Source organism: Pseudomonas sp. R37(2017), assembly GCF_002113375.1.
Taxonomy (GTDB): Bacteria; Pseudomonadota; Gammaproteobacteria; order Pseudomonadales; family Pseudomonadaceae; genus Aquipseudomonas.
This window is the reverse complement of record NZ_NEHO01000024.1, coordinates 5,471-23,730: the sequence shown is the minus strand read 5'-3', so window position 1 is coordinate 23,730 and position 18,260 is coordinate 5,471. Positions and strand designations below refer to the sequence as shown.

17 protein-coding genes are annotated in these 18,260 nt (G+C 60.1%); 9 read left to right on the top strand and 8 right to left on the bottom strand.

The window, feature by feature from the left end; genetic code table 11:
• Window positions 1–44: 44 nt before the first annotated feature.
• The 4 genes from CAG47_RS25575 to CAG47_RS25560 all read right to left on the bottom strand — a co-directional run bounded on the left by CAG47_RS25575 (window position 45) and on the right by CAG47_RS25560 (window position 4,114).
• A complete protein-coding gene (locus tag CAG47_RS25575) occupies window positions 45–929 on the bottom strand; it encodes an ABC transporter permease subunit (RefSeq protein ID WP_085728682.1) in 885 nt (294 codons plus the stop codon).
• On the bottom strand, window positions 926–1,840 hold the full coding sequence (locus CAG47_RS25570) for an ABC transporter permease subunit (protein WP_085728680.1): 915 nt from the start codon (window positions 1,838–1,840) through the stop codon (window positions 926–928). The genes CAG47_RS25575 and CAG47_RS25570 overlap by 4 nt, the downstream gene beginning before the upstream one ends.
• The gene (gene potA, locus CAG47_RS25565; protein WP_085728678.1) at window positions 1,837–2,979 is read right to left on the bottom strand and encodes a polyamine ABC transporter ATP-binding protein; all 1,143 of its coding nucleotides are present in this window, start codon (window positions 2,977–2,979) and stop codon (window positions 1,837–1,839) included. Before potA ends, CAG47_RS25570 begins: the two co-directional genes overlap by 4 nt.
• A gap of 373 nt (window positions 2,980–3,352) precedes the next feature.
• On the bottom strand, window positions 3,353–4,114 hold the full coding sequence (locus CAG47_RS25560) for a gamma-glutamyl-gamma-aminobutyrate hydrolase family protein (RefSeq protein WP_085728676.1): 762 nt from the start codon (window positions 4,112–4,114) through the stop codon (window positions 3,353–3,355).
• A gap of 283 nt (window positions 4,115–4,397) precedes the next feature.
• Here CAG47_RS25560 and CAG47_RS25555 point away from each other — a divergent pair, with 283 nt between their 5' ends.
• From CAG47_RS25555 to yecR, 5 genes are all read left to right on the top strand, one after another.
• Window positions 4,398–5,774, top strand: a complete 1,377-nt coding sequence (locus tag CAG47_RS25555) for a glutamine synthetase family protein (protein WP_085728673.1) — start codon at window positions 4,398–4,400, stop codon at window positions 5,772–5,774.
• Window positions 5,775–5,963: 189 nt separating this feature from the next.
• Entirely contained in the window at window positions 5,964–7,454 is a 1,491-nt protein-coding gene (locus tag CAG47_RS25550) for an aldehyde dehydrogenase (protein WP_085728671.1), read from the top strand.
• A gap of 52 nt (window positions 7,455–7,506) precedes the next feature.
• A complete protein-coding gene (locus CAG47_RS25545; RefSeq protein WP_085728669.1) occupies window positions 7,507–8,805 on the top strand; it encodes an FAD-binding oxidoreductase in 1,299 nt (432 codons plus the stop codon).
• A 393-nt stretch (window positions 8,806–9,198) separates the two neighbouring features.
• Window positions 9,199–9,747: a cupin domain-containing protein gene (locus CAG47_RS25540; RefSeq protein WP_007957093.1), complete on the top strand. Its 549-nt coding sequence runs from the start codon at window positions 9,199–9,201 to the stop codon at window positions 9,745–9,747.
• 365 nt (window positions 9,748–10,112) lie between these two features.
• Window positions 10,113–10,583 carry a YecR family lipoprotein gene (yecR, locus tag CAG47_RS25535; protein WP_085728665.1) on the top strand — a complete coding sequence of 157 codons (471 nt, stop codon included), beginning with the start codon at window positions 10,113–10,115 and terminating at the stop codon, window positions 10,581–10,583.
• 134 nt (window positions 10,584–10,717) lie between these two features.
• Here yecR and CAG47_RS25530 read toward each other — a convergent pair whose 3' ends face one another.
• Both CAG47_RS25530 and CAG47_RS29490 read right to left on the bottom strand, forming a co-directional pair.
• Complete coding sequence (locus CAG47_RS25530; RefSeq protein ID WP_085728663.1) at window positions 10,718–11,011, bottom strand: fructose-bisphosphate aldolase; 294 nt, start codon at window positions 11,009–11,011, stop codon at window positions 10,718–10,720.
• 609 nt (window positions 11,012–11,620) lie between these two features.
• Window positions 11,621–12,046 (bottom strand): hypothetical protein, encoded by a 426-nt coding sequence (locus CAG47_RS29490; RefSeq protein WP_158091331.1) that lies wholly within the window; start codon window positions 12,044–12,046, stop codon window positions 11,621–11,623.
• Between the two features lie 318 nt (window positions 12,047–12,364).
• On the opposite strand from CAG47_RS29490, the gene CAG47_RS25520 reads away from it, so the two are divergent.
• A complete protein-coding gene (locus CAG47_RS25520) occupies window positions 12,365–13,168 on the top strand; it encodes a hypothetical protein (protein WP_085728659.1) in 804 nt (267 codons plus the stop codon).
• 34 nt (window positions 13,169–13,202) lie between these two features.
• Here the strand turns inward: CAG47_RS25520 and CAG47_RS25515 are convergent, their stop codons facing one another.
• The gene (locus tag CAG47_RS25515) at window positions 13,203–13,940 is read right to left on the bottom strand and encodes a hypothetical protein (protein WP_085728656.1); all 738 of its coding nucleotides are present in this window, start codon (window positions 13,938–13,940) and stop codon (window positions 13,203–13,205) included.
• A 191-nt stretch (window positions 13,941–14,131) separates the two neighbouring features.
• On the bottom strand, window positions 14,132–14,368 hold the full coding sequence (locus tag CAG47_RS25510) for a hypothetical protein (protein WP_085728654.1): 237 nt from the start codon (window positions 14,366–14,368) through the stop codon (window positions 14,132–14,134).
• 303 nt (window positions 14,369–14,671) lie between these two features.
• Here CAG47_RS25510 and CAG47_RS25505 point away from each other — a divergent pair, with 303 nt between their 5' ends.
• From CAG47_RS25505 to CAG47_RS25495, 3 genes are all read left to right on the top strand, one after another.
• Window positions 14,672–15,100, top strand: coding sequence for an anti-virulence regulator CigR family protein (locus CAG47_RS25505; RefSeq protein WP_085728652.1), 429 nt, complete (start codon window positions 14,672–14,674; stop codon window positions 15,098–15,100).
• Between the two features lie 130 nt (window positions 15,101–15,230).
• On the top strand, window positions 15,231–15,740 hold the full coding sequence (locus tag CAG47_RS29155) for a hypothetical protein (RefSeq protein ID WP_256577547.1): 510 nt from the start codon (window positions 15,231–15,233) through the stop codon (window positions 15,738–15,740).
• 285 nt (window positions 15,741–16,025) lie between these two features.
• Window positions 16,026–17,945: a tyrosine-protein phosphatase gene (locus CAG47_RS25495; RefSeq protein WP_085728647.1), complete on the top strand. Its 1,920-nt coding sequence runs from the start codon at window positions 16,026–16,028 to the stop codon at window positions 17,943–17,945.
• Window positions 17,946–18,260 lie beyond the last annotated feature (315 nt).

Genomic DNA, 18,260 nt, shown 5'->3' with positions numbered 1-18,260 from the left:
GTCCTAGAGTTTTTCGCGAGCATGCTCGCTCCTACAGGGGGGCCTCAGGCCGTCGCTTGCGCCATTTGTTTTTTCGGTTGTTGCCAGGATTCGCTGGCAGTCTGGTCCATGGCTTCCTGGATCGCCCGCTTGCGGCTTTCTTCGGCACGGCGGCTGAAGTACCAGACCATGAAGGTCACGATGGACACCGCCAACAGGATCAGGCTGGCCACGGCGTTGATCTCGGGTTTGACCCCCAGGCGAACCGCCGAGAACACTTCCATCGGCAGGGTCGTGGAGCCCGGGCCGGACACGAAGCTCGCCAGCACCAGGTCATCCAGGGACAGGGCGAACGACATCATGCCGCCGGCCGCCAGTGATGGTGCGATCATCGGGATGGTGATCAGGAAAAACACCTTGAATGGCTTCGCACCCAGGTCCATGGCCGCTTCTTCGATGGACAGGTCCAGCTCGCGAAGGCGGGAAGAGACGACCACCGCCACGTAGGCAGCACAAAAGGTGGTGTGGGCGATCCAGATGGTGACGATGCCGCGTTCCTGCGGCCAGCCGATCAACTGCGCCATGGCCACGAACAACAGCAACAGCGACAGACCGGTGATCACCTCAGGCATCACCAACGGTGCGGTGACCAGGCCACCGAACAGCGTGCGACCCTTGAAGCGCGTAACGCGGGTCAGCACGAATGCCGCCAGTGTACCCAGTGCCACCGCCGCCACCGCCGTGTAGCAGGCGATTTCCAGCGAGCGCACCACCGAGCCCATCAGTTGGGTGTTGTCGAGCAAACCGGCATACCACTTGAACGACCAGCCACCCCACACCGTTACCAGCTTGGAGGCGTTGAACGAGTAGATCACCAGGATCAGCATCGGCAGGTAGATAAACGACAGGCCGAAAATCAGCATGAACTTTGAAAATCCGAAGCGTTTCATCCCCGTGCCTCCATCTCTTTGGCCTGGCTGCGGTTGAACAGCAGAATCGGCACAATCAGGATCAACAGCATCACCACCGCCAGGGCGGACGCCACCGGCCAGTCGCGGTTGTTGAAGAACTCTTGCCACAACACGCGGCCGATCATCAGGGTTTCCGGGCCGCCGAGCAGTTCCGGAATCACGAACTCACCGACCACCGGAATGAACACCAGCATGCAGCCGGCGATGATGCCGTTCCTGGCCAGCGGCACGGTGATTTTCCAGAAGCTGTTGAAAGTGCTCGAACCCAGGTCCGACGCGGCTTCCAGCAGGCTCTGATCATGCTTGACCAGGTTGGCGTACAGCGGCAGCACCATGAACGGCAGGTAGGCATAGACCACCCCGATGTACACAGCGGTATTGGTGTTGAGGATCTCGATCGGCTGGTCGGTCAGCCCGGTCCACATCAGGAACGCGTTGAGCAAACCATTGTTGCTGAGGATGCCCATCCACGCATAAACGCGGATCAGGATCGCGGTCCAGGTCGGCATCATGATCAGCAGCATCAGCACGTTCTGCGCTTCCTTGCTGGCCTTGGTGATGGCGTAGGCCATCGGGAAGCCGATCACCAGGCACATCAACGTGCTGAAAAACGCGACCTTCAACGAGCCCAGGTAGGCAGACAGGTACAGCTCATCCTGGCCCAGCAGGGCGTAGTTGCCGATGTTGAGCAACAGCTGGAATTTCTGTTCGGCGTAGGTGTAGATCTCCGAATAGGGCGGAATGGCCAGGGCCGCTTCCGAGAAGCTGATCTTCATCACCAGGAAGAACGGCAACATGAAGAACAGGAACAGCCAGATGAATGGAATCCCGATGACGAACTTGCGCCCGCTGGGGACCAGTCTCAGAAATTGCTGATTGAAGGTTTTCATGCGCGCAGTACCACGCCGCTGTCGTCTTCCCACCACACGTAGACCTGATCGTCCCAGGTCGGACGTGCGCCACGGCGTTCGGCGTTGGCCATGAACGACTGGACGATCTTGCCGCCAGGCAGCTCGACGTAGAACACCGAATGACCGCCGAGGTAGGCGATGTCATGCACCTTGCCGCTGGACCAGTTGTAGCGGTTCTGCGGCTTGACGGTGCTGACCAGCAGTTTTTCCGGGCGGATCGCGTAGGTGATCGACTTGTCCTGCACCGAGGTGCTGACGCCGTGGCCGACGTAGATCTTCTGCTCCAGGTCCGGGCTGTGGATGATCGCGTGACCTTCCAGGTCTTCTACAACGGTGCCTTCGAAGGCGTTCACGCTGCCGATGAATTCGCAGACCATGCGGTTGACCGGCGCTTCGTAGATGTCGACCGGGCTGCCGATCTGGGCGATCCAGCCCAGGTGCATGATTGCGATGCGCTGGGCCATGGTCATGGCCTCTTCCTGGTCGTGGGTCACCATCACGCAGGTCACGCCGACGCGTTCGATGATTTCCACCAGCTCAAGCTGCATTTGCGAGCGCAGCTTTTTATCCAGTGCGCCCATCGGTTCATCGAGCAGCAACAGCTTCGGACGCTTGGCCAAGGAACGGGCCAGGGCCACGCGCTGGCGCTGGCCGCCGGACAGTTGGTGCGGCTTGCGCTTGGCGTACTGGGTCATGTGCACCAGGCGCAGCATTTCCTGCACGCGGGCGTCGATTTCGTCCGCTGGCAAACGGTCCTGCTTGAGGCCGAAGGCGATGTTCTGCGCCACGGTCATGTGCGGGAACAGTGCGTAGGACTGGAACATCATGTTGATCGGTCGTTCATACGGTGGCATGTCGGTGATGTCGACGCCGTCGAGCAGAATCCGGCCTTCGGTCGGGCGCTCGAAGCCGGCGAGCATGCGCAGCAGCGTCGATTTGCCGGAGCCGGAGCCGCCGAGCAGGGCGAAGATTTCACCCTGGTGGATTTCCAGGGACACATCGTCCACGGCGGTGGTTTCGTCGAACTTCTTGGTGACGCGATCGACTTTCACCAACACCTTTTTCGGTGCCTGGTGACCCTCAAGAGCCTTCCTGTAAATGCTGGAGGCGTTTGCCATGTGAAACTCCCAACAGGTTTCAGTCGCCCGGCCAACACGGCCCGGCTTAATAGTGGATTGCATACCCGGGGCTTCACGGTCGACGCTGTCTCTTCTGTAGGAGCGGGTGCCCGCTTGCGGCATGCTCGCGATGGTCGCCAACGATGACGCTGGCAGTCTGAATGCCCTCGGTGTCCGGACATCCATCGCGAGCGTGCTCGCTCCTACAGGGAACTGCGTTTCCCATCCCGGGTTTATTCGGCGCCGCCGTCCTGGCTGCCTGGTAGTACTTGTTGTTATCGCGGTTTGTTGTTTTCGCGAGCGGAAGGCACGCAAAGACGCACCTGCCCGTTCGCGGGGGCAGTCAAAGGGTTGAGTGTGGGTGTTGCGGTCGTCAGCTCGAGTGACGCAGCGCCGCCCGTTGCCGGCAGGCTTCGCCGAACGCCTGGAAAATACTCAAGTAAGGAGGGTTATCCAGCACTTGCCATTCCGGGTGCCATTGCACGCCGAGGGCGAAGGCCTTGCTGTGTTCGACCGAGATCGCTTCGATCAGGCCATCGGGGGCGACGGCTTCGGCGCGCAGGCCGGGTGCGAGGCGGTCGATGCCCTGGCTGTGAATCGAGTTGACCTGGAACACCGCAGGCAGGTCAAGCGCTTCGAACACGCCACCGGGTTGCACGTTCACCCCATGGGCCGGCGCATATTGCACCGCCAGGTCCGGATGGTCGGCCTCACGGTGATCGAGGAAGCCCGGCACCTCATGGACTTTCTGATGCAGGCTGCCACCGAACGCCACGTTCATTTCCTGGAAGCCACGGCAGATGCCGAGCACCGGAACGCCGGCAGCGATGGCTGCGCGGATCAGCGGCAGGGTGGTGCGGTCCCGTTGCGGATCGTGCTCCGTACCGGGGGCGCTGGCGGGGCCTTGATAGTGGAAGGGTTCCACGTTCGACGGCGAGCCGGTCAGCAACAGACCGTCGAGCTGCGGCAGCAGGTCATCGATTTCGGTCAGTTCGCCTAAGGAAGGAATAACGACAGGCAGCCCCAGCGCCGCGACGCTGACAGCACGCAAGTACTTGTCGCCGCTGATGTGGTAGGGGTGCAGGCCAATCTGTTTGACGCACGCAGTAACGCCGATCAATGGCTTGAATGCCATTTTTATCACCTCGAAGTTTGACACTTGAACGAGCTTTTCCGGAGCTTAGCCTTGTTGATTTTAATTAACAACTCTCATGTAAAAAATTCTAAACGCCGCACGTCCGATCTTCAGGATTTACGGGTGTTTTGCGGAGTATCTGGCACACTCGTGTCTCTGAAGTGCCCGAAAATAAACGCTGAAAGGCCAGGTGTTCGCTATTGACTTCACTTTGCCTTTCGGATTGACTGGGCTCGTGAAAGGGCGGTGAACATAATAATTAACAGTAAAAAATAGGTGCATCATGTCGGTCCCTCTGCGTGCCGTTCAACTCAACGAAGCAAACGCATTCCTTAAGAAACATCCTGAGGTTTTGTACGTCGACCTTCTGATTGCGGATATGAACGGTGTGGTGCGCGGCAAGCGCATCGAGCGCACCAGTCTTCATAAGGTTTACGAGAAAGGCATCAACCTGCCGGCGTCTCTGTTCGCTCTGGACATCAATGGTTCCACGGTGGAAAGCACCGGCCTGGGCCTGGACATCGGCGACTCCGACCGGATCTGCTACCCCATCCCGGGCACCCTGAGCATCGAACCCTGGCAGAAGCGCCCGACCGCGCAACTGCTGATGACCATGCACGAACTCGAAGGCGAGCCTTTCTTCGCCGACCCGCGGGAAGTGCTGGCCAATATCGTGCGCAAGTTCGATGACCTGGGCCTGACCATCTGCGCCGCGTTCGAGCTGGAGTTCTACCTGATCGACCAGGACAACGTGAACGGTCGTCCGCAATCGCCGCGTTCGCCGGTGTCGGGCAAGCGTCCGATGTCGACCCAGGTGTACCTGATCGACGATCTCGACGAGTACGTCGACTGTCTGCAGGACATCCTTGAAGGCGCGAAAGAGCAGGGCATCCCGGCCGACGCCATCGTCAAGGAAAGCGCCCCGGCGCAGTTCGAAGTCAACCTGCACCACGTGGCCGACCCGATCAAGGCGTGCGACTACGCCGTCCTGCTCAAGCGTGTGGTGAAGAACATCGCCTACGACCACGAGATGGACACCACCTTCATGGCCAAGCCGTATCCGGGCCAGGCGGGCAACGGTCTGCACGTGCACATTTCGATTCTCGACAAAGAAGGCAACAACATCTTTGCCAGCGAGGATCCCGAGCAGAACGCCGCACTGCGTCACGCGATCGGCGGTGTGCTCGAGACCCTGCCGGCGCAGATGGCGTTCCTTTGCCCGAACGTCAACTCGTACCGTCGTTTCGGCGCGCAGTTCTACGTGCCGAACTCGCCGAGCTGGGGCATCGACAACCGCACCGTGGCCGTGCGTGTACCGACCGGCTCAAAGGACGCCGTGCGCATCGAGCATCGCGTGGCCGGTGCCGATGCCAACCCGTACCTGCTGATGGCTTCCGTTCTGGCGGGCGTGCATCACGGCCTGACCAACCAGATCGAACCGGGTGCCCCGGTGGAAGGCAACAGCTACGAGCAGAACGAGCAGAGCCTGCCGAACAACCTGCGTGATGCCCTGCGCGAACTGGACGACAGCGAAGTCATGGCGCGCTACATCGACCCGACGTACATCGACGTGTACGTGGCGTGCAAGGAAAGCGAGCTGGCCGAGTTCGAGAACTCCATCTCGGACCTTGAGTACAACTGGTACTTGCATACCGTTTGATGGCCTGAAGCCAAATGCAAAACCTGTGGGAGCGAGCCTGCTCGCGAAGACGGCGGTACAGTCAATATTGATGTTGTCTGACACTCCGCATTCGCGAGCAGGCTCGCTCCCACAGGGGCCGCATTTCAAATTCTGAATTGACGGACCCCGGTCCGACGATCACCTATTCCCCTGCGTCGAGTCACGACAATGACAAACACTCGCAGCGATTGGGAGCAACGCTTCCAGTCCCTCTCCATTGAAGGTCGCGCATTCATTGACGGCCAGTACTGCGCGGCCGCCAGTGGCGCCACGTTCGAATGCTCAAGTCCGGTGGACGGTCGTTTCCTGGCGAACGTCGCCAGCACTGACGAAGCCGACGCCAACGCCGCCGTCGCCGTGGCGCGCCGTACCTTCGAATCCGGCGTCTGGGCCAACCTGGCCCCGGCCGAGCGCAAGCGCGTCCTGATCCGTTTCGCCGACCTGATCCTGGCGAACCGGGAAGAACTCGCCCTGCTCGAAACCCTCGACATGGGCAAGCCGATCAGCGACTCGATGAGCATCGACATTCCGGCGACCGCCAACGCGATCCGCTGGACCGCCGAAGCCATCGACAAGGTCTACGACGAAGTCGCCGCCACGCCCCACGATCAACTGGGCCTGGTGACGCGCGAAGCGGCCGGCGTGGTCGCGGCCATCGTGCCGTGGAACTTCCCGCTGATCATGGCCAGCTGGAAATTCGCCCCGGCCCTGGCGATGGGCAACTCGTTCATCCTCAAGCCTTCGGAAAAGTCCCCGCTGACGGCGATCCGCATCGCCCAACTGGCACTCGACGCCGGCATTCCGAAAGGCGTGTTCAACGTCCTGCCGGGCTACGGCCACACCGTTGGCAAGGCCTTGGCGTTGCACATGGACGTCGACGTACTGGCCTTCACCGGCTCCACGGCGATTGCCAAGCAGCTGATGATCTACGCCGGGCAAAGCAACATGAAACGCGTCTGGGCCGAAGCCGGGGGCAAGAGCGCCAACGTGGTGTTCGCCGATGCACCGGACCTGCACGCCGCCGCACAGGCCGCGGCTGGTGCCATCGCCTTCAACCAGGGCGAAGTCTGCACCGCCGGTTCGCGCTTGCTGGTGGAGCGTTCGATCCGCGAGCAGTTCATCCCGCTGCTGGTGCAAGCCCTGCAAGCCTGGAAGCCGGGCCACGCCCTCGATCCTTCGACCACCGTTGGCGCGGTCGTCGACCAGCGTCAACTGGATAACGTGCTGCGCTATATCGGTATCGGCAAAGAGCAAGGCGCCGAACTGATCGCCGGCGGCAGCCGCACCCTCGAGGAGACCGGCGGCCAGTACGTGGAACCGACGATTTTCGACGGCGTGACCAACGCCATGACCATCGCCCGGGAAGAAATCTTCGGCCCGGTGCTGTCGGTCATCACCTTCGATACCGCTGAACAAGCCTTGGCGATTGCCAACGACAGCATCTTCGGCCTGGCCGCCGGCGTGTGGACCAGCAACCTGAGCAAGGCCCACACCTTCGCCCGTGGCTTGCGCGCCGGCAGCGTCTGGGTCAATCAGTATGACGGCGGCGACATGACTGCGCCGTTCGGCGGGTTCAAGCAGTCGGGTAACGGTCGGGACAAATCGCTGCACGCGTTCGACAAGTACACCGAACTCAAAGCGACCTGGATCAAGCTCTAACAACAATAAAGCGGCGGTCGCCGGCAACCTGCGGCGGCCATCGGAGAAATTTATGAAACACAGCGCTACCAAACAACAGCATGTAAACAGCTACTACGCCGCCACCCGCAACTTCACCGGCGATTTCCCGGTGCTGGAAGGGGCGGTGGACTGCGACGTCTGCGTGATCGGCGCCGGCTACACCGGCCTGTCCTCGGCGCTGTTCCTCTCTGAAGCGGGCTACAGCGTGACCGTGCTCGAAGCGGCCAAGGTCGGCTTCGGCGCCAGCGGTCGCAATGGCGGCCAACTGGTCAACTCCTACAGCCGCGACGTCGATGTCATCGAAGAACGCTACGGCGACAAGACCGCCGAAGTCCTCGGCAGCATGATTTTCGAAGGCGCCGACATCATCCGTCAGCGCATACAGCACTACGACATCCAGTGCGATTACCGCCCCGGCGGCATCTTCGCAGCGATGAACAAGAAGCAACTCAGGGGCCTGGCCGAGCAGAAGAAGAGCTGGGAACGCTACGGCAACAAGAACCTGAAAATGCTCGACGCGGCCGACATCAAGCGCGAAATCGGTTCCGACGCCTACGTCGGCGGCCTGCTGGACATGCAGGGCGGGCACATTCACCCACTGAACCTGGCCCTCGGCGAGGCTTCGGCGATCATCGGCCTGGGCGGCAGGATCTACGAGCAATCGGCGGCGGTGGAAATCACCTACGGCGAGCCGATCACCGTGCGCACCGCCAAAGGCGTGGTGAAGGCCAAGTACCTGCTGATCGCCGGCAACGCCTACCTGCCGCAAGGCCTGGACAACCGCGTGACCAGCAAGAGCATGCCGTGCGGTTCGCAGATCGTCGTCACCGAGCCGTTGTCGGAGCAGCAAGCGCGTAGCCTGATCAAGAACAACTACTGCGTCGAAGACTGCAACTACCTGCTCGACTACTACCGCCTCACTGCCGACAACCGCCTGCTCTACGGTGGTGGCGTGGTCTACGGCGCGCGCGAACCGGACGACATCGAGCAACTGATCCGCCCGAAAATCCTCAAGACCTTCCCGCAATTGAAGGACGTGAGGATCGACTACCGCTGGACCGGCAACTTCCTGCTGACCATGTCGCGCATGCCGCAATTCGGCCGTATCGAGAAAAACGCCTATTACATGCAGGGCTACAGTGGCCACGGTGTCACCTGCTCGCACCTGGCCGGCAAACTGATCTCGGAGATGATCCGTGGCGACGCCGAGCGTTTCGATGCGTTTGCGTCCTTGCCGCACATGCCGATGATCGGCGGGCGCACGTTCTCGGCGCCGTTGACCGCCCTCGGCGCCGTGTACTACTCGCTGCGCGACCGCTTCGGCATCTGAACCTTGCCTCGCCGGCGGCATCTCCCCAAAGGGTGCCGCCGGCTTTTTAACACCGCCGTCCCCCGTAGGAGCCAGCATGCTGGCGATGAGGCCATATCAGCCAAAAAGGATGTCGCCTGACGCACCGCTTTCGCGAGCAGGCTCGCTCCCACAGATGGTTTTTTTCTGCCGTTTATCGAACCTGCTGAGCATTACGAACAAACGTGATTTAATAGCCGCCTTTCACGTTTCCGGGAGCGGAAAACGGCGTGATCCGCGCCTGTCTCCACCCCTCCATTATCCCCGTAGGAGCGAGCAAGCTCGCGATGGCGCCGGTTCAGTCGACATCAATGTCGAGGCTAAAATCGCAATCGCAAGCAACCTCGCTCCTGCGGGTTGGCACATAAGGCTGTCATGGACACGGGCTCACGACTCAAACTAGTACGCGAAAGCTACAAACTGTCCCAGCGCGAGCTGGCCCGGCGTAGCGGCGTCACCAATGCAACCATCTCCCTGATCGAACAGAATCGGGTCAGTCCTTCCGTCAGCTCCCTGAAGAAATTGCTGGAGGGCATCCCCATGTCCCTGGCCGACTTCTTCACCTTCGATCAGCCACCCCGCGAACACCAATACGTCTTCCGCGCCAACGAACAGCCCGACCTCGGCCGCCATGGCCTGCGCCTGCTGCTGATCGGCGCCTCCGTGCCAAGTCGGCAGATGCGTCTGCTGCGTGAGCAATACGCGCCGGGCGCCAGCTCCGGCGAAGAGCCGATCGTGCATTCCGAAGGCGAGGAGTGCGGGTTGGTGACGCGCGGCACGGTTGAATTGACCGTGGATGGCCAGGTGAGTGTGCTGAGCGCTGGAGATGGCTATTACTTCCCGACGACCTTGCCGCATAAGTTCAGGAATATCGGGGCGGACGAGGCGGAAATCATCAGTGCGAACACGCCGGCGAACTTCTGATGTAAAGCTGCCATTCAGCTTGTACAAAACCTGTGGGAGCGAGCCTGCTCGCGAATAGGGCTGGACAGCCAACTCAAGTTCTGACTGATCCACCGCCATCGTCGGGTCGTCGTCCGAGTCTCCAAGCCTGTCGAAGCCGGTCAGTCGGGCAGTAGCAGTGGTGGCATGGATTGCGACTGCGTTTGCATAAAAGTGCCCGGCCTTGCGCCGGGCTTTTTGTATTGAGCTTTTGAGTTCAGCGGCTGTTTTGGGTCGCCAATCGCCTTCCTGATTGAGTCGTTCGTCCATTCAGATATCGTTTGTGTAGACAGCGATGAGGCGCATTGCCATCATTGTGGCACTTGAATCTCAAATGGATTGTCTCAATGCGTAAGCTACTTATTCTGGTCATGCTGGCTGTGGTAGTCACAGGCTGTTCAACCCGTAAAGACTTCTACGCAACAGGTGGTAGCCGGGCGGATGGATCGATTGATATGGCTTACGACTTCAAACCTTTTGAGACACCGGTCGTTGACTACAAACAAGCTGTATCCATTGCAAACAGCAAGTGTGCGGTGTGGGGTTATGAACGAGCCGAACCGTTCGGCGGGCAAACTCAGAATTGCCAGGCGCGGGATGGTTGGGGTAACTGCACAGCAGGCCAAATGATCGTTAAATATCAATGCATTGGTAACATCACTCCCTCGAGTCAGACTTCTGCGTCAACAACCACGTCTGTTCCAACGGGGATGCTGACTCCTGCTCAGTACAAGGAAGCGCGCGTAAAGGCACTGATGGATCAAAAGCTCCCCTATGCGGAGTATCAGAAGCAGTACCAGGCGATCATGGCGGAGTAATTTGATCGGTGTTGCATACGCGGCTCAGCTTCATTTCTTCGTACGAGTACGAGACGTGCCTTGGCTGCGAGTAGCGCACAAGAGCACGACAACAAAAAACCGCGGTTACGCGGTTTTTTGTTGTCGGAAGCGGATCAGCGATGTTTTGGCACCTCAAACCCTCGCAACTCAATCACCCCAAACACATCCCGCACATCCTGCAGCAGAATCCGCGAAATGTTGGTGACGGTGTTGACGTCGTTTTCGGCGTAGTCGGGGAGGCTGGTGCAGGCCATGAGGTTGAGGTATTGCAGGACGGCGTTGAGGCGTTCGGCGGCGCAGTTGTGGAGTTCGCGCAGCGGGGCGTCGCTGTCGATGAGAAGGACAGGATAGCTGGTGGCGATTTGTTTCATGGGGGTGAAGCGGCGGGGCGGGTTGTTCATAGTCATTTGGATGGTTCTCTATGAAAGATATAGAAACGCCACCTTTTCGCTGCGAAACAATTGGGTGGCAGTTGTACGCGGGTTCGCAGACCGGATAACCGCCCAAACCCGGCAGACCCGAAGGTCTCCCACGCACAACCGCCATAAAACGTAATGCTGGCGAAGTTTGCCAGAATTGTTGTTTGACGGTCTAAGGGCATTTTTCCGTTGGGCTGCGAAACCCTGTCGCCAACTCAAGTCAGCGACCGGCGCACATTAGGCATCGATTTCGACTGCTGCAACCGGCCTGTAGGACGCCGAACGACTCCTGTGGCGAGGGAGCTCGCTCCCGTGCAGCGGCTCTGCCGCCGTAAAACCGGGCACGGTGATGTGTCTGAGGAAATGGGTTGCAAGGGGTCAGGGCTGCTTCGCAACCCAGCGGGAGCAAGCTCCCTCGCCACGGTGGGTGATTTCCTACGTGATTTTCGGACGTCGGGATGAACGGATCGCTGTGGTCGGTAAGCGTTACGCAACGGAACTTTTTCAAAGCTTGATGTCGATTTGATATCGTGTCGCGACGCTCAATCATCAGTGCCGGGCTGTTTCCCGGTAAACCCAGGGAAGTGTGTGATGAAACTATTGCTTGCGATGTTGTTGATGTTTGGCATCGGCGGACATGCCTTTGCGGGTAGTTGCGGCGCCATAGACAATCAGGATCAGCGCCGGTATTGCGAAGCCAAGTCCGGCAGTGGCAGCTGCGGCGGTATCGACAACCAGGATCTGCGCAGAATGTGCGAGGCAGAGACGGGTAGCGGAAGTTGCGGGGGGATCGATAATCAGGATCAGCGCCGCTACTGCGAAGCCAAGACCGGTCATGGCAGTTGCGGCGGTATCGACAATCAGGACCTGCGCAGAATGTGCGAGGCGGAGACAGGCAGCGGCAGTTGTGGGGGCATCGATAATCAAGACCAGCGCCGCTACTGCGAAGCCAAGACTGGCAGCGGCAGCTGCGGTGGGATCGACAATCAGGATCTGCGAAATCAGTGTGAAGCCTTGAAGCATTGAGAACAGCGCCTGTCAGGCAAACCGCGTAGCCGAAAATCCGATACCCATTGGGGCATCGGATTTTTTTATGCAACTCAAGAGCGTCAAGGGCGTTTCGCAGCCCGGCAGGTGCAAGAAGACAAGTCCTACAAAATTTTCAGACGATACTTAACGTTCGTCGGATGGCGGGTTGCTACCACTGCAATTGCCTGCCGATATCAACACGGCTGCTACGCTTTGTCGTTGCAGGGTCCGAGCCCCATTTCCGCTCACGCTGCAAGGGCAATCACGGAGCGCGACATCCATTCCTGTCGGCAACCTGCACGGAGGCAGGCGATGGTGATCAAAAGCATGGCCGATTCGACTGCGGCGGGACTTCCCGAGCCGCTCGATCGGGAAGAAATCGAGCGGGTGCTGGCGTTGTTGCTGGCCAGCCCGTTGTTTGCCAAGTCCAGGCGCATGGGCAGCCTGTTGCGCTTTCTGGTCGAGCACGACCTTCAGGCCTGCAATACGCCGCTGACCGAACACGCCATTGGCATCGCGGTGTTTCGTCGTGACCCGGCCGTGTATTGCACGGGGGACGATCCGGTGGTGCGGGTGCAGGTGGGGCGCTTGCGGCGCAAGCTCGCAGCGCATTACGCCAGCAACGGCCAGCGGGACCCGGTGCGTTTCAGCATTCCACCCGGGTGTTATCGCTTGACCTATCAGCGGCTGCGGCCCAAGGGCGAGGGCATTCGCCATCCTGTGGTGCAGATCCAGCCGTTTGCCTGCCTCACCCGCGATGGCGATGACTTTACCCGGGGTCTGTGTGAGGAGTTGAGTTGCCGACTGTTCGAGTCGTTCGAACATGCGCAGACCAGGACCAATCATGTGTTGATGCGGGTGGCACGCAACAGCGAACCGGTACCGGATTTCAAGCGTGGCGGGCGTTACAGTTATTGCCTGGAGGGTAGCGTGCGGGTCGAGCCTTCTCGGGTGCGAGCGTCATTGCGCCTGGTGGATGTGGCGCAGGGTCGGATTCGCTGGTCGGCGCAGTTCGACCGCGATCGACCCTATGGCATCGCCACCCAGGAGGACCTGGCGCAGTCGATCTGTCGCTCGCTGACGGGTTACTTCGCCACGGCGGGCAACGAGGAGTGAAAGGGGCAACCGCAAGGTTGCCCCGGCATGACCTTTACACGGTTTTCCACTGACCGCCTTCGTAAAGGCGATCTGCGGTGTTACCGAACGTCAGATCGATTTCGATCGCCTTGGAGCGTGAGGTACTGAACATGGTGCTGGTCTGTACGTTCTGTTCGAACCACACAAGGATGGTTTCCACTGGCGTCAACACGGTATTGCCGGTGACGACCGGGTTGACGGCCACGTAGATCGGCGTACTGACCTGCTCGCCATCGATGCCGGTGGACAACTGATTGACCCCCGGATGAATCGGCGCGTAGTTGTTCACGAAAGTCAGCGAAGTGTCCGGGCCACCGGTTACCGCCGGGCTCAGCAGGCCGCTTGAATCGAGTGTCGAGGTTTGCCCCAGGCCGATATTGACGATGTTGGTCGAGACTTTGACCTGCACGTTTTCCTTGAAAATGTTTGAGGCGAACAGCTGATACTGCGGTGTCCAACTGAACTCGTTGTTGCTCAGGTAAGCGTCATAGGACTGCCAGACCACGTTGTAGTCGGCGTCACCCACCTTCTTGGCAAAGCACAGCTTGTAGCCTGACTTCTTCAGCAGTGTCAGGTCGCCGGGGGCGATTTCGATGGTGACGGTTTTTTGCGAAGCCGCCAGCGCCGACCTCAGTACCCGGCCGTAATCCGACGCCTTCAGTTGCGTTGCACCCATGATCGACTTGACGGCTTCTTGCACATCATTGTGAAGCTGCTGGCTCTGTTGGCTGACAGCGATTGATTTGCTCATGGTTTCCCTCTTCCTTGGTGGTGTGTTGGGTAATCGATGGGCTGCTGGCGCATGGCGTTGCAGTCCATTGACGACTTCACTCTAGGGGCGAGGGGCAGGGCGGGCTAAGTGTCTTGGTGTTACAAGCGGGTATCGGGGTTGTATCAGGGGCTGAGTCGGCGGGGCAGCCAATCGGCCGCCCCGCGTTGACCTCAGGCGGCCTGGGCATCGGCCCAGACGAAGTTCCAGCTGGTGCGTCTACCCCTGGCGATCTCGATCAGCTTGTTCTCGTACACCGTGTGATTGACCAGGCCGGTGTAGGTCAGGGTGCGGGCGGTATTGTTCCCGGTGACCTCGCCCGGTACGCCGCCCGATTGGACCATGGCTTTTTTCATGTCGGCTTCCGACGGGGCGCTGCTCTGGTTTTTTTCCACTTTGACGAAACTCATGATTCACCTCTTCCGTGATGGGATGGCTGCCGGCGCGGGCCGACAAGTCGACGACCCTGTGCAACACCGACGGCCCTACTCTATTGGCCGGGTTGGCGGTGCAGAAGTGACAACTGCGGTGTTGAGGTAACAATCGCGAAACCGTGCGACGCATCAAAGTATCTGCGACGTATCAAGTGGGGATTCACAGCATTGCTTCGACCGGATGAGCGCAAACGGTTTGGCCTTCGGTGACTCGATGGAACCAACTTCGTCAACAGCGTCTAAATTTCAGGGAATATTCCCGTCACGAAGGAACGACTCATGTTCAATTCTCGATCATTGATTGCAGCAATCACCTGTTTGGCCCTGGTCGGCGGCTCAGTGACTGCGCTGGCCGATCCAGGTAACGGCCAGGGCAACGGGAAGGCGAGCCATGGCAACAAAAACAAGCATTCCGGCGGCGAGAACTGGAGTAATGGCCCCAGCATCAATCGCAGCAGCGTGCTCGAGATCATCGGCGCAAGCACGGGGTACTGGAGTCCCGGGCCTGCTTTGCCACCGGGTATTCAAAAGAACCTTGCCCGAGGCAAGCCACTGCCACCGGGCATTGCCAAAAAGCTGGATGGTCGACTGGTCGGCAGGTTGCCTCACTATGACGGTTACGAGTGGCAGCAAGTCGGCACGGATCTGATCCTGGTCGCGCTGGCCACCGGGCTCGTTTATGAAATTCTCGACGGTGCGTTCGATTGATGCATGAAGGACGGTATGGCGCTGTGCTTTGGCTGATTGAAGGACTATCAGCCATCTGTCGTCGAGCTTGAACTGTTTGAGAGATATCGCGTCATAAAACACGCGATATCAACCTCCTACGGAAGCGATCATGCTTTTCAAAAACAAGAGTCTCGTTGCTGTAATGTCATGCGCCATGATGCTTGCAGCCGCCCCTTTGCTGCCTGATGGCCTGTCGATCATGGGTTCTGCCTACGCGAAGGACGGCGGTGGCGGTGGCGGTGGGAACGGTGGCGGCGGTGGTGGTGGCAATGGTGGCGGTCACGGCGGTGGAAATGGTGGCGGTAATGGCGGTGGCCACGGCGGCGGTGTGGGCGGTGGGCACGCCGGTACAGGTCACTCCGGCAGCAACGGTCGCGGCAACGGGCTGGACAGCGATCATGCCGGCAAATCCGTGCGCGACCATGGCCTGAGCGGCAACCATTACGGTAGTGAGCGCAATGATGATAACGGTCGCGGGACCACGACCTCAGCCATCGCCCATTCCAAGGACACCCGCGGCACCGCCAAGGCCAGGGCGATCTCGGACTCGAAGCCGGGTGATCACAACACCAAAGGCTTGAGTAAAGCCGGACTGTCGAGTGCGAAGAAAACCCATTGAGTTCGGGGCAGTAGCGAGCGGTTTCAGAAAAGCCAAAAACCCGCTGAAAGGTGGGTTTTTTGCGTCTGGAACTTGAACGTTGGACATCGCCCGGCACGCTTTGCGCCTGCATATCATTGGTTTTCGACGGCAAAACTGTCCGCGCAAGGGGCATTGCACGGACAGAAAACGAGCCACCCGGACACATCGCGCAGTGATTTGCGTGCGCAGGCGTTTTGTCATGTTCAGCGTCATTTGAATGTAGATATTGGACAGCCCAACGCTATTCCAATAAGAGGCTGAACTGTGTTCCAACGACTTGTGTGTTCGCTGTCTGTTTTGAGCCTGTCCATCGCCGCCGCCCAGGCTGCCGAGACTGTTCCCCTCAACACGCCACGCCTGAAGAGCATCGACAATTTCCGCGATGTCGCAGGTCTCACCAGCGCCTATACCACGGCCCATGACGGCACTATGCGTAGCGGAGTGTTCTATCGCTCCAATGCGCTGACACCGTCGGCGGCGGATCTGGCGACCCTCAATGGTGTGGGCATCAAGACGGTCTACGACCTGCGCACGCCCACCGAGATCGCCGCCACGCCCGACACCATGCCCACGGGCGCGACCTACACCAACATCGACATCATCGGCGGCTCGACGTCTGGCGCGAACATCACCAACATCGCGTTTCACAGTGCCGCCGAAGCCATCGCGATGATGCAGGACACCAACCGCGATTTCGTCAGGAATGCAGGGATGCGCAGCGAGTTCAACCGGTTGTTCAATGAGCTGGCTGCTGCCGATGGCGCCGCGCTGTTCCATTGCACCGCCGGTAAAGACCGTACGGGTTGGACCGCCGCTGTGCTGCAAAGCATCGCCGGGGTCGACGATGCCACCATCATGAGCAATTACCTGGCAACCAACGACTACACCGCAGCGCGTATCCAGGCGACCCTGGCGGCATTGCCACCGAGCCTGGCGACCATCTATGGGCCGCTGATCGGTGTGGATGCCAGTTACCTGCAAGCGGGCCTGGACGAGGTGACCACGCAGTACGGCACTATGGATAACTACCTCAAGGAAGGCCTCGGCCTGTCCCAGGAAACCATCTATGTGCTGCGCGGCAAGATGGTGTACTACAACAGCTTGCCTGGCGCGGCGGACCTGGCGGGCAACGCCGCGGCCGGTGCGCAGTTGTTGCAACAACTGCAGAACAGCAACCTGTCGGGCACCTACAGCGCCTACAACTATTACCTGCAGTCGGCCATCGATGCGGGCAGCCTCGGCGGCGTCGAGTCGACTGTCGGCGGTCAGGTGCACGCCGATGCCGCGAGCTATCTGCTGCGCCAGGGCGCGATGATCGAACAGGCTGCCGCGCCCTTCACCAGCGGCATCGACCTCAAGGCCGGGCAGTATCGCCTGTGGAGCACCGCCCTGGCGGGGTATCTGGGCACTGACGGTTCGTCTCAGGCTTCCAGCAGCAACGAGCATAGCCAGGGCTTGATGATTGGCCTGACCCAGCGCTTTTCCGAACAGCTCAGCGCCCATGCCGGTTTCGGCTACAGCAGCGGCAATGTCGGTGGCGCAGGTGGCGAGGCCGATACCGACCTGACGTTCTTCAACGTTGGCGCACGCTTCGCACCGAATGGCCTGGAGCGTGGTCTGTTCGTGGCTGCCAATGCCAGCGCCGGTTATCTCGATTACCAGAGCAAGCGCGAACTCGGCGGCGGTCTGGGCACGGCCAAGGGTGACAGCCATGGCAACCTGACCGGCGCGACCCTGGCACTGGGTTACCGTGTTCCGGTGAGCGGCGTGACCCTTGAGCCGAGCCTCGGTGTGCGGGTCAGCCACGTCAACCTGTCAGGTTTCCAGGAGAAAGGCAGCGAACTGGCCCTGGACGTCGACGGCATTCACGAGACCCGCAAGAGCGCGGTGGCCAACCTCGACGCAACGTTTGCACCGGTCGCCCTGGGCGCCTGGCAGGTGGTGCCGGGCGTGCAGGTGGGCTACGAGCATGTGTTGGGTGATCAGGACGTCGACAGTGAAGGGCACTTGCTGGGCCTGGACATCGAACAGCAAGCCGCCTTCGACAACCGTGACCAGTTCACCGGTGGCTTCAATGTCATGGCCAACCTGGGCCCATGGAGCGTCGGTGCGCAAATCGGCGCCAGCGGTGGCGGCGACAGCCACGGCTTCAATGGCGGCCTGAAGGCCAGTTATCTGTTCTGACGAGCATGCTCGCTCCTACGGTGGATCTGTGTCCTGTAGGAGCGAGCAAGCTCGCGATGGTCGTCAACGATGACACTGGCTGCCTGACGCCCCGAGGTGCCTGTGCTTCCATCGCGAGCATGCCGCAAGCGGGCACCCGCTCCTACGGTGGATCTGTGCCCTGTAGGAGCGAGCAAGCTCGCGATGGTCGTCAACGATGACACTGGCTGCCTGACGCCCCGAGGTGCCTGTGCTTCCATCGCGAGCATGCCGCAAGCGGGCACCCGCTCCTACGGTGGATCTGTGCCCTGTAGGAGCGAGCAAGCTCGCGATGGT

What these genes read in the sequence shown, in the direction of transcription:
- CAG47_RS25575 (WP_085728682.1), bottom strand. Translation starts at nt 929, where the DNA reads ATGAAACGCTTCGGATTTTCAAAGTTCATGCTGATTTTCGGCCTGTCG.
- CAG47_RS25570 (WP_085728680.1), bottom strand. Translation starts at nt 1,840, where the DNA reads ATGAAAACCTTCAATCAGCAATTTCTGAGACTGGTCCCCAGCGGGCGC.
- potA (WP_085728678.1), bottom strand. Translation starts at nt 2,979, where the DNA reads ATGGCAAACGCCTCCAGCATTTACAGGAAGGCTCTTGAGGGTCACCAG.
- CAG47_RS25560 (WP_085728676.1), bottom strand. Translation starts at nt 4,114, where the DNA reads ATGGCATTCAAGCCATTGATCGGCGTTACTGCGTGCGTCAAACAGATT.
- CAG47_RS25555 (WP_085728673.1), top strand. Translation starts at nt 4,398, where the DNA reads ATGTCGGTCCCTCTGCGTGCCGTTCAACTCAACGAAGCAAACGCATTC.
- CAG47_RS25550 (WP_085728671.1), top strand. Translation starts at nt 5,964, where the DNA reads ATGACAAACACTCGCAGCGATTGGGAGCAACGCTTCCAGTCCCTCTCC.
- CAG47_RS25545 (WP_085728669.1), top strand. Translation starts at nt 7,507, where the DNA reads ATGAAACACAGCGCTACCAAACAACAGCATGTAAACAGCTACTACGCC.
- CAG47_RS25540 (WP_007957093.1), top strand. Translation starts at nt 9,199, where the DNA reads ATGGACACGGGCTCACGACTCAAACTAGTACGCGAAAGCTACAAACTG.
- yecR (WP_085728665.1), top strand. Translation starts at nt 10,113, where the DNA reads ATGCGTAAGCTACTTATTCTGGTCATGCTGGCTGTGGTAGTCACAGGC.
- CAG47_RS25530 (WP_085728663.1), bottom strand. Translation starts at nt 11,011, where the DNA reads ATGACTATGAACAACCCGCCCCGCCGCTTCACCCCCATGAAACAAATC.
- CAG47_RS29490 (WP_158091331.1), bottom strand. Translation starts at nt 12,046, where the DNA reads ATGCTTCAAGGCTTCACACTGATTTCGCAGATCCTGATTGTCGATCCC.
- CAG47_RS25520 (WP_085728659.1), top strand. Translation starts at nt 12,365, where the DNA reads ATGGTGATCAAAAGCATGGCCGATTCGACTGCGGCGGGACTTCCCGAG.
- CAG47_RS25515 (WP_085728656.1), bottom strand. Translation starts at nt 13,940, where the DNA reads ATGAGCAAATCAATCGCTGTCAGCCAACAGAGCCAGCAGCTTCACAAT.
- CAG47_RS25510 (WP_085728654.1), bottom strand. Translation starts at nt 14,368, where the DNA reads ATGAGTTTCGTCAAAGTGGAAAAAAACCAGAGCAGCGCCCCGTCGGAA.
- CAG47_RS25505 (WP_085728652.1), top strand. Translation starts at nt 14,672, where the DNA reads ATGTTCAATTCTCGATCATTGATTGCAGCAATCACCTGTTTGGCCCTG.
- CAG47_RS29155 (WP_256577547.1), top strand. Translation starts at nt 15,231, where the DNA reads ATGCTTTTCAAAAACAAGAGTCTCGTTGCTGTAATGTCATGCGCCATG.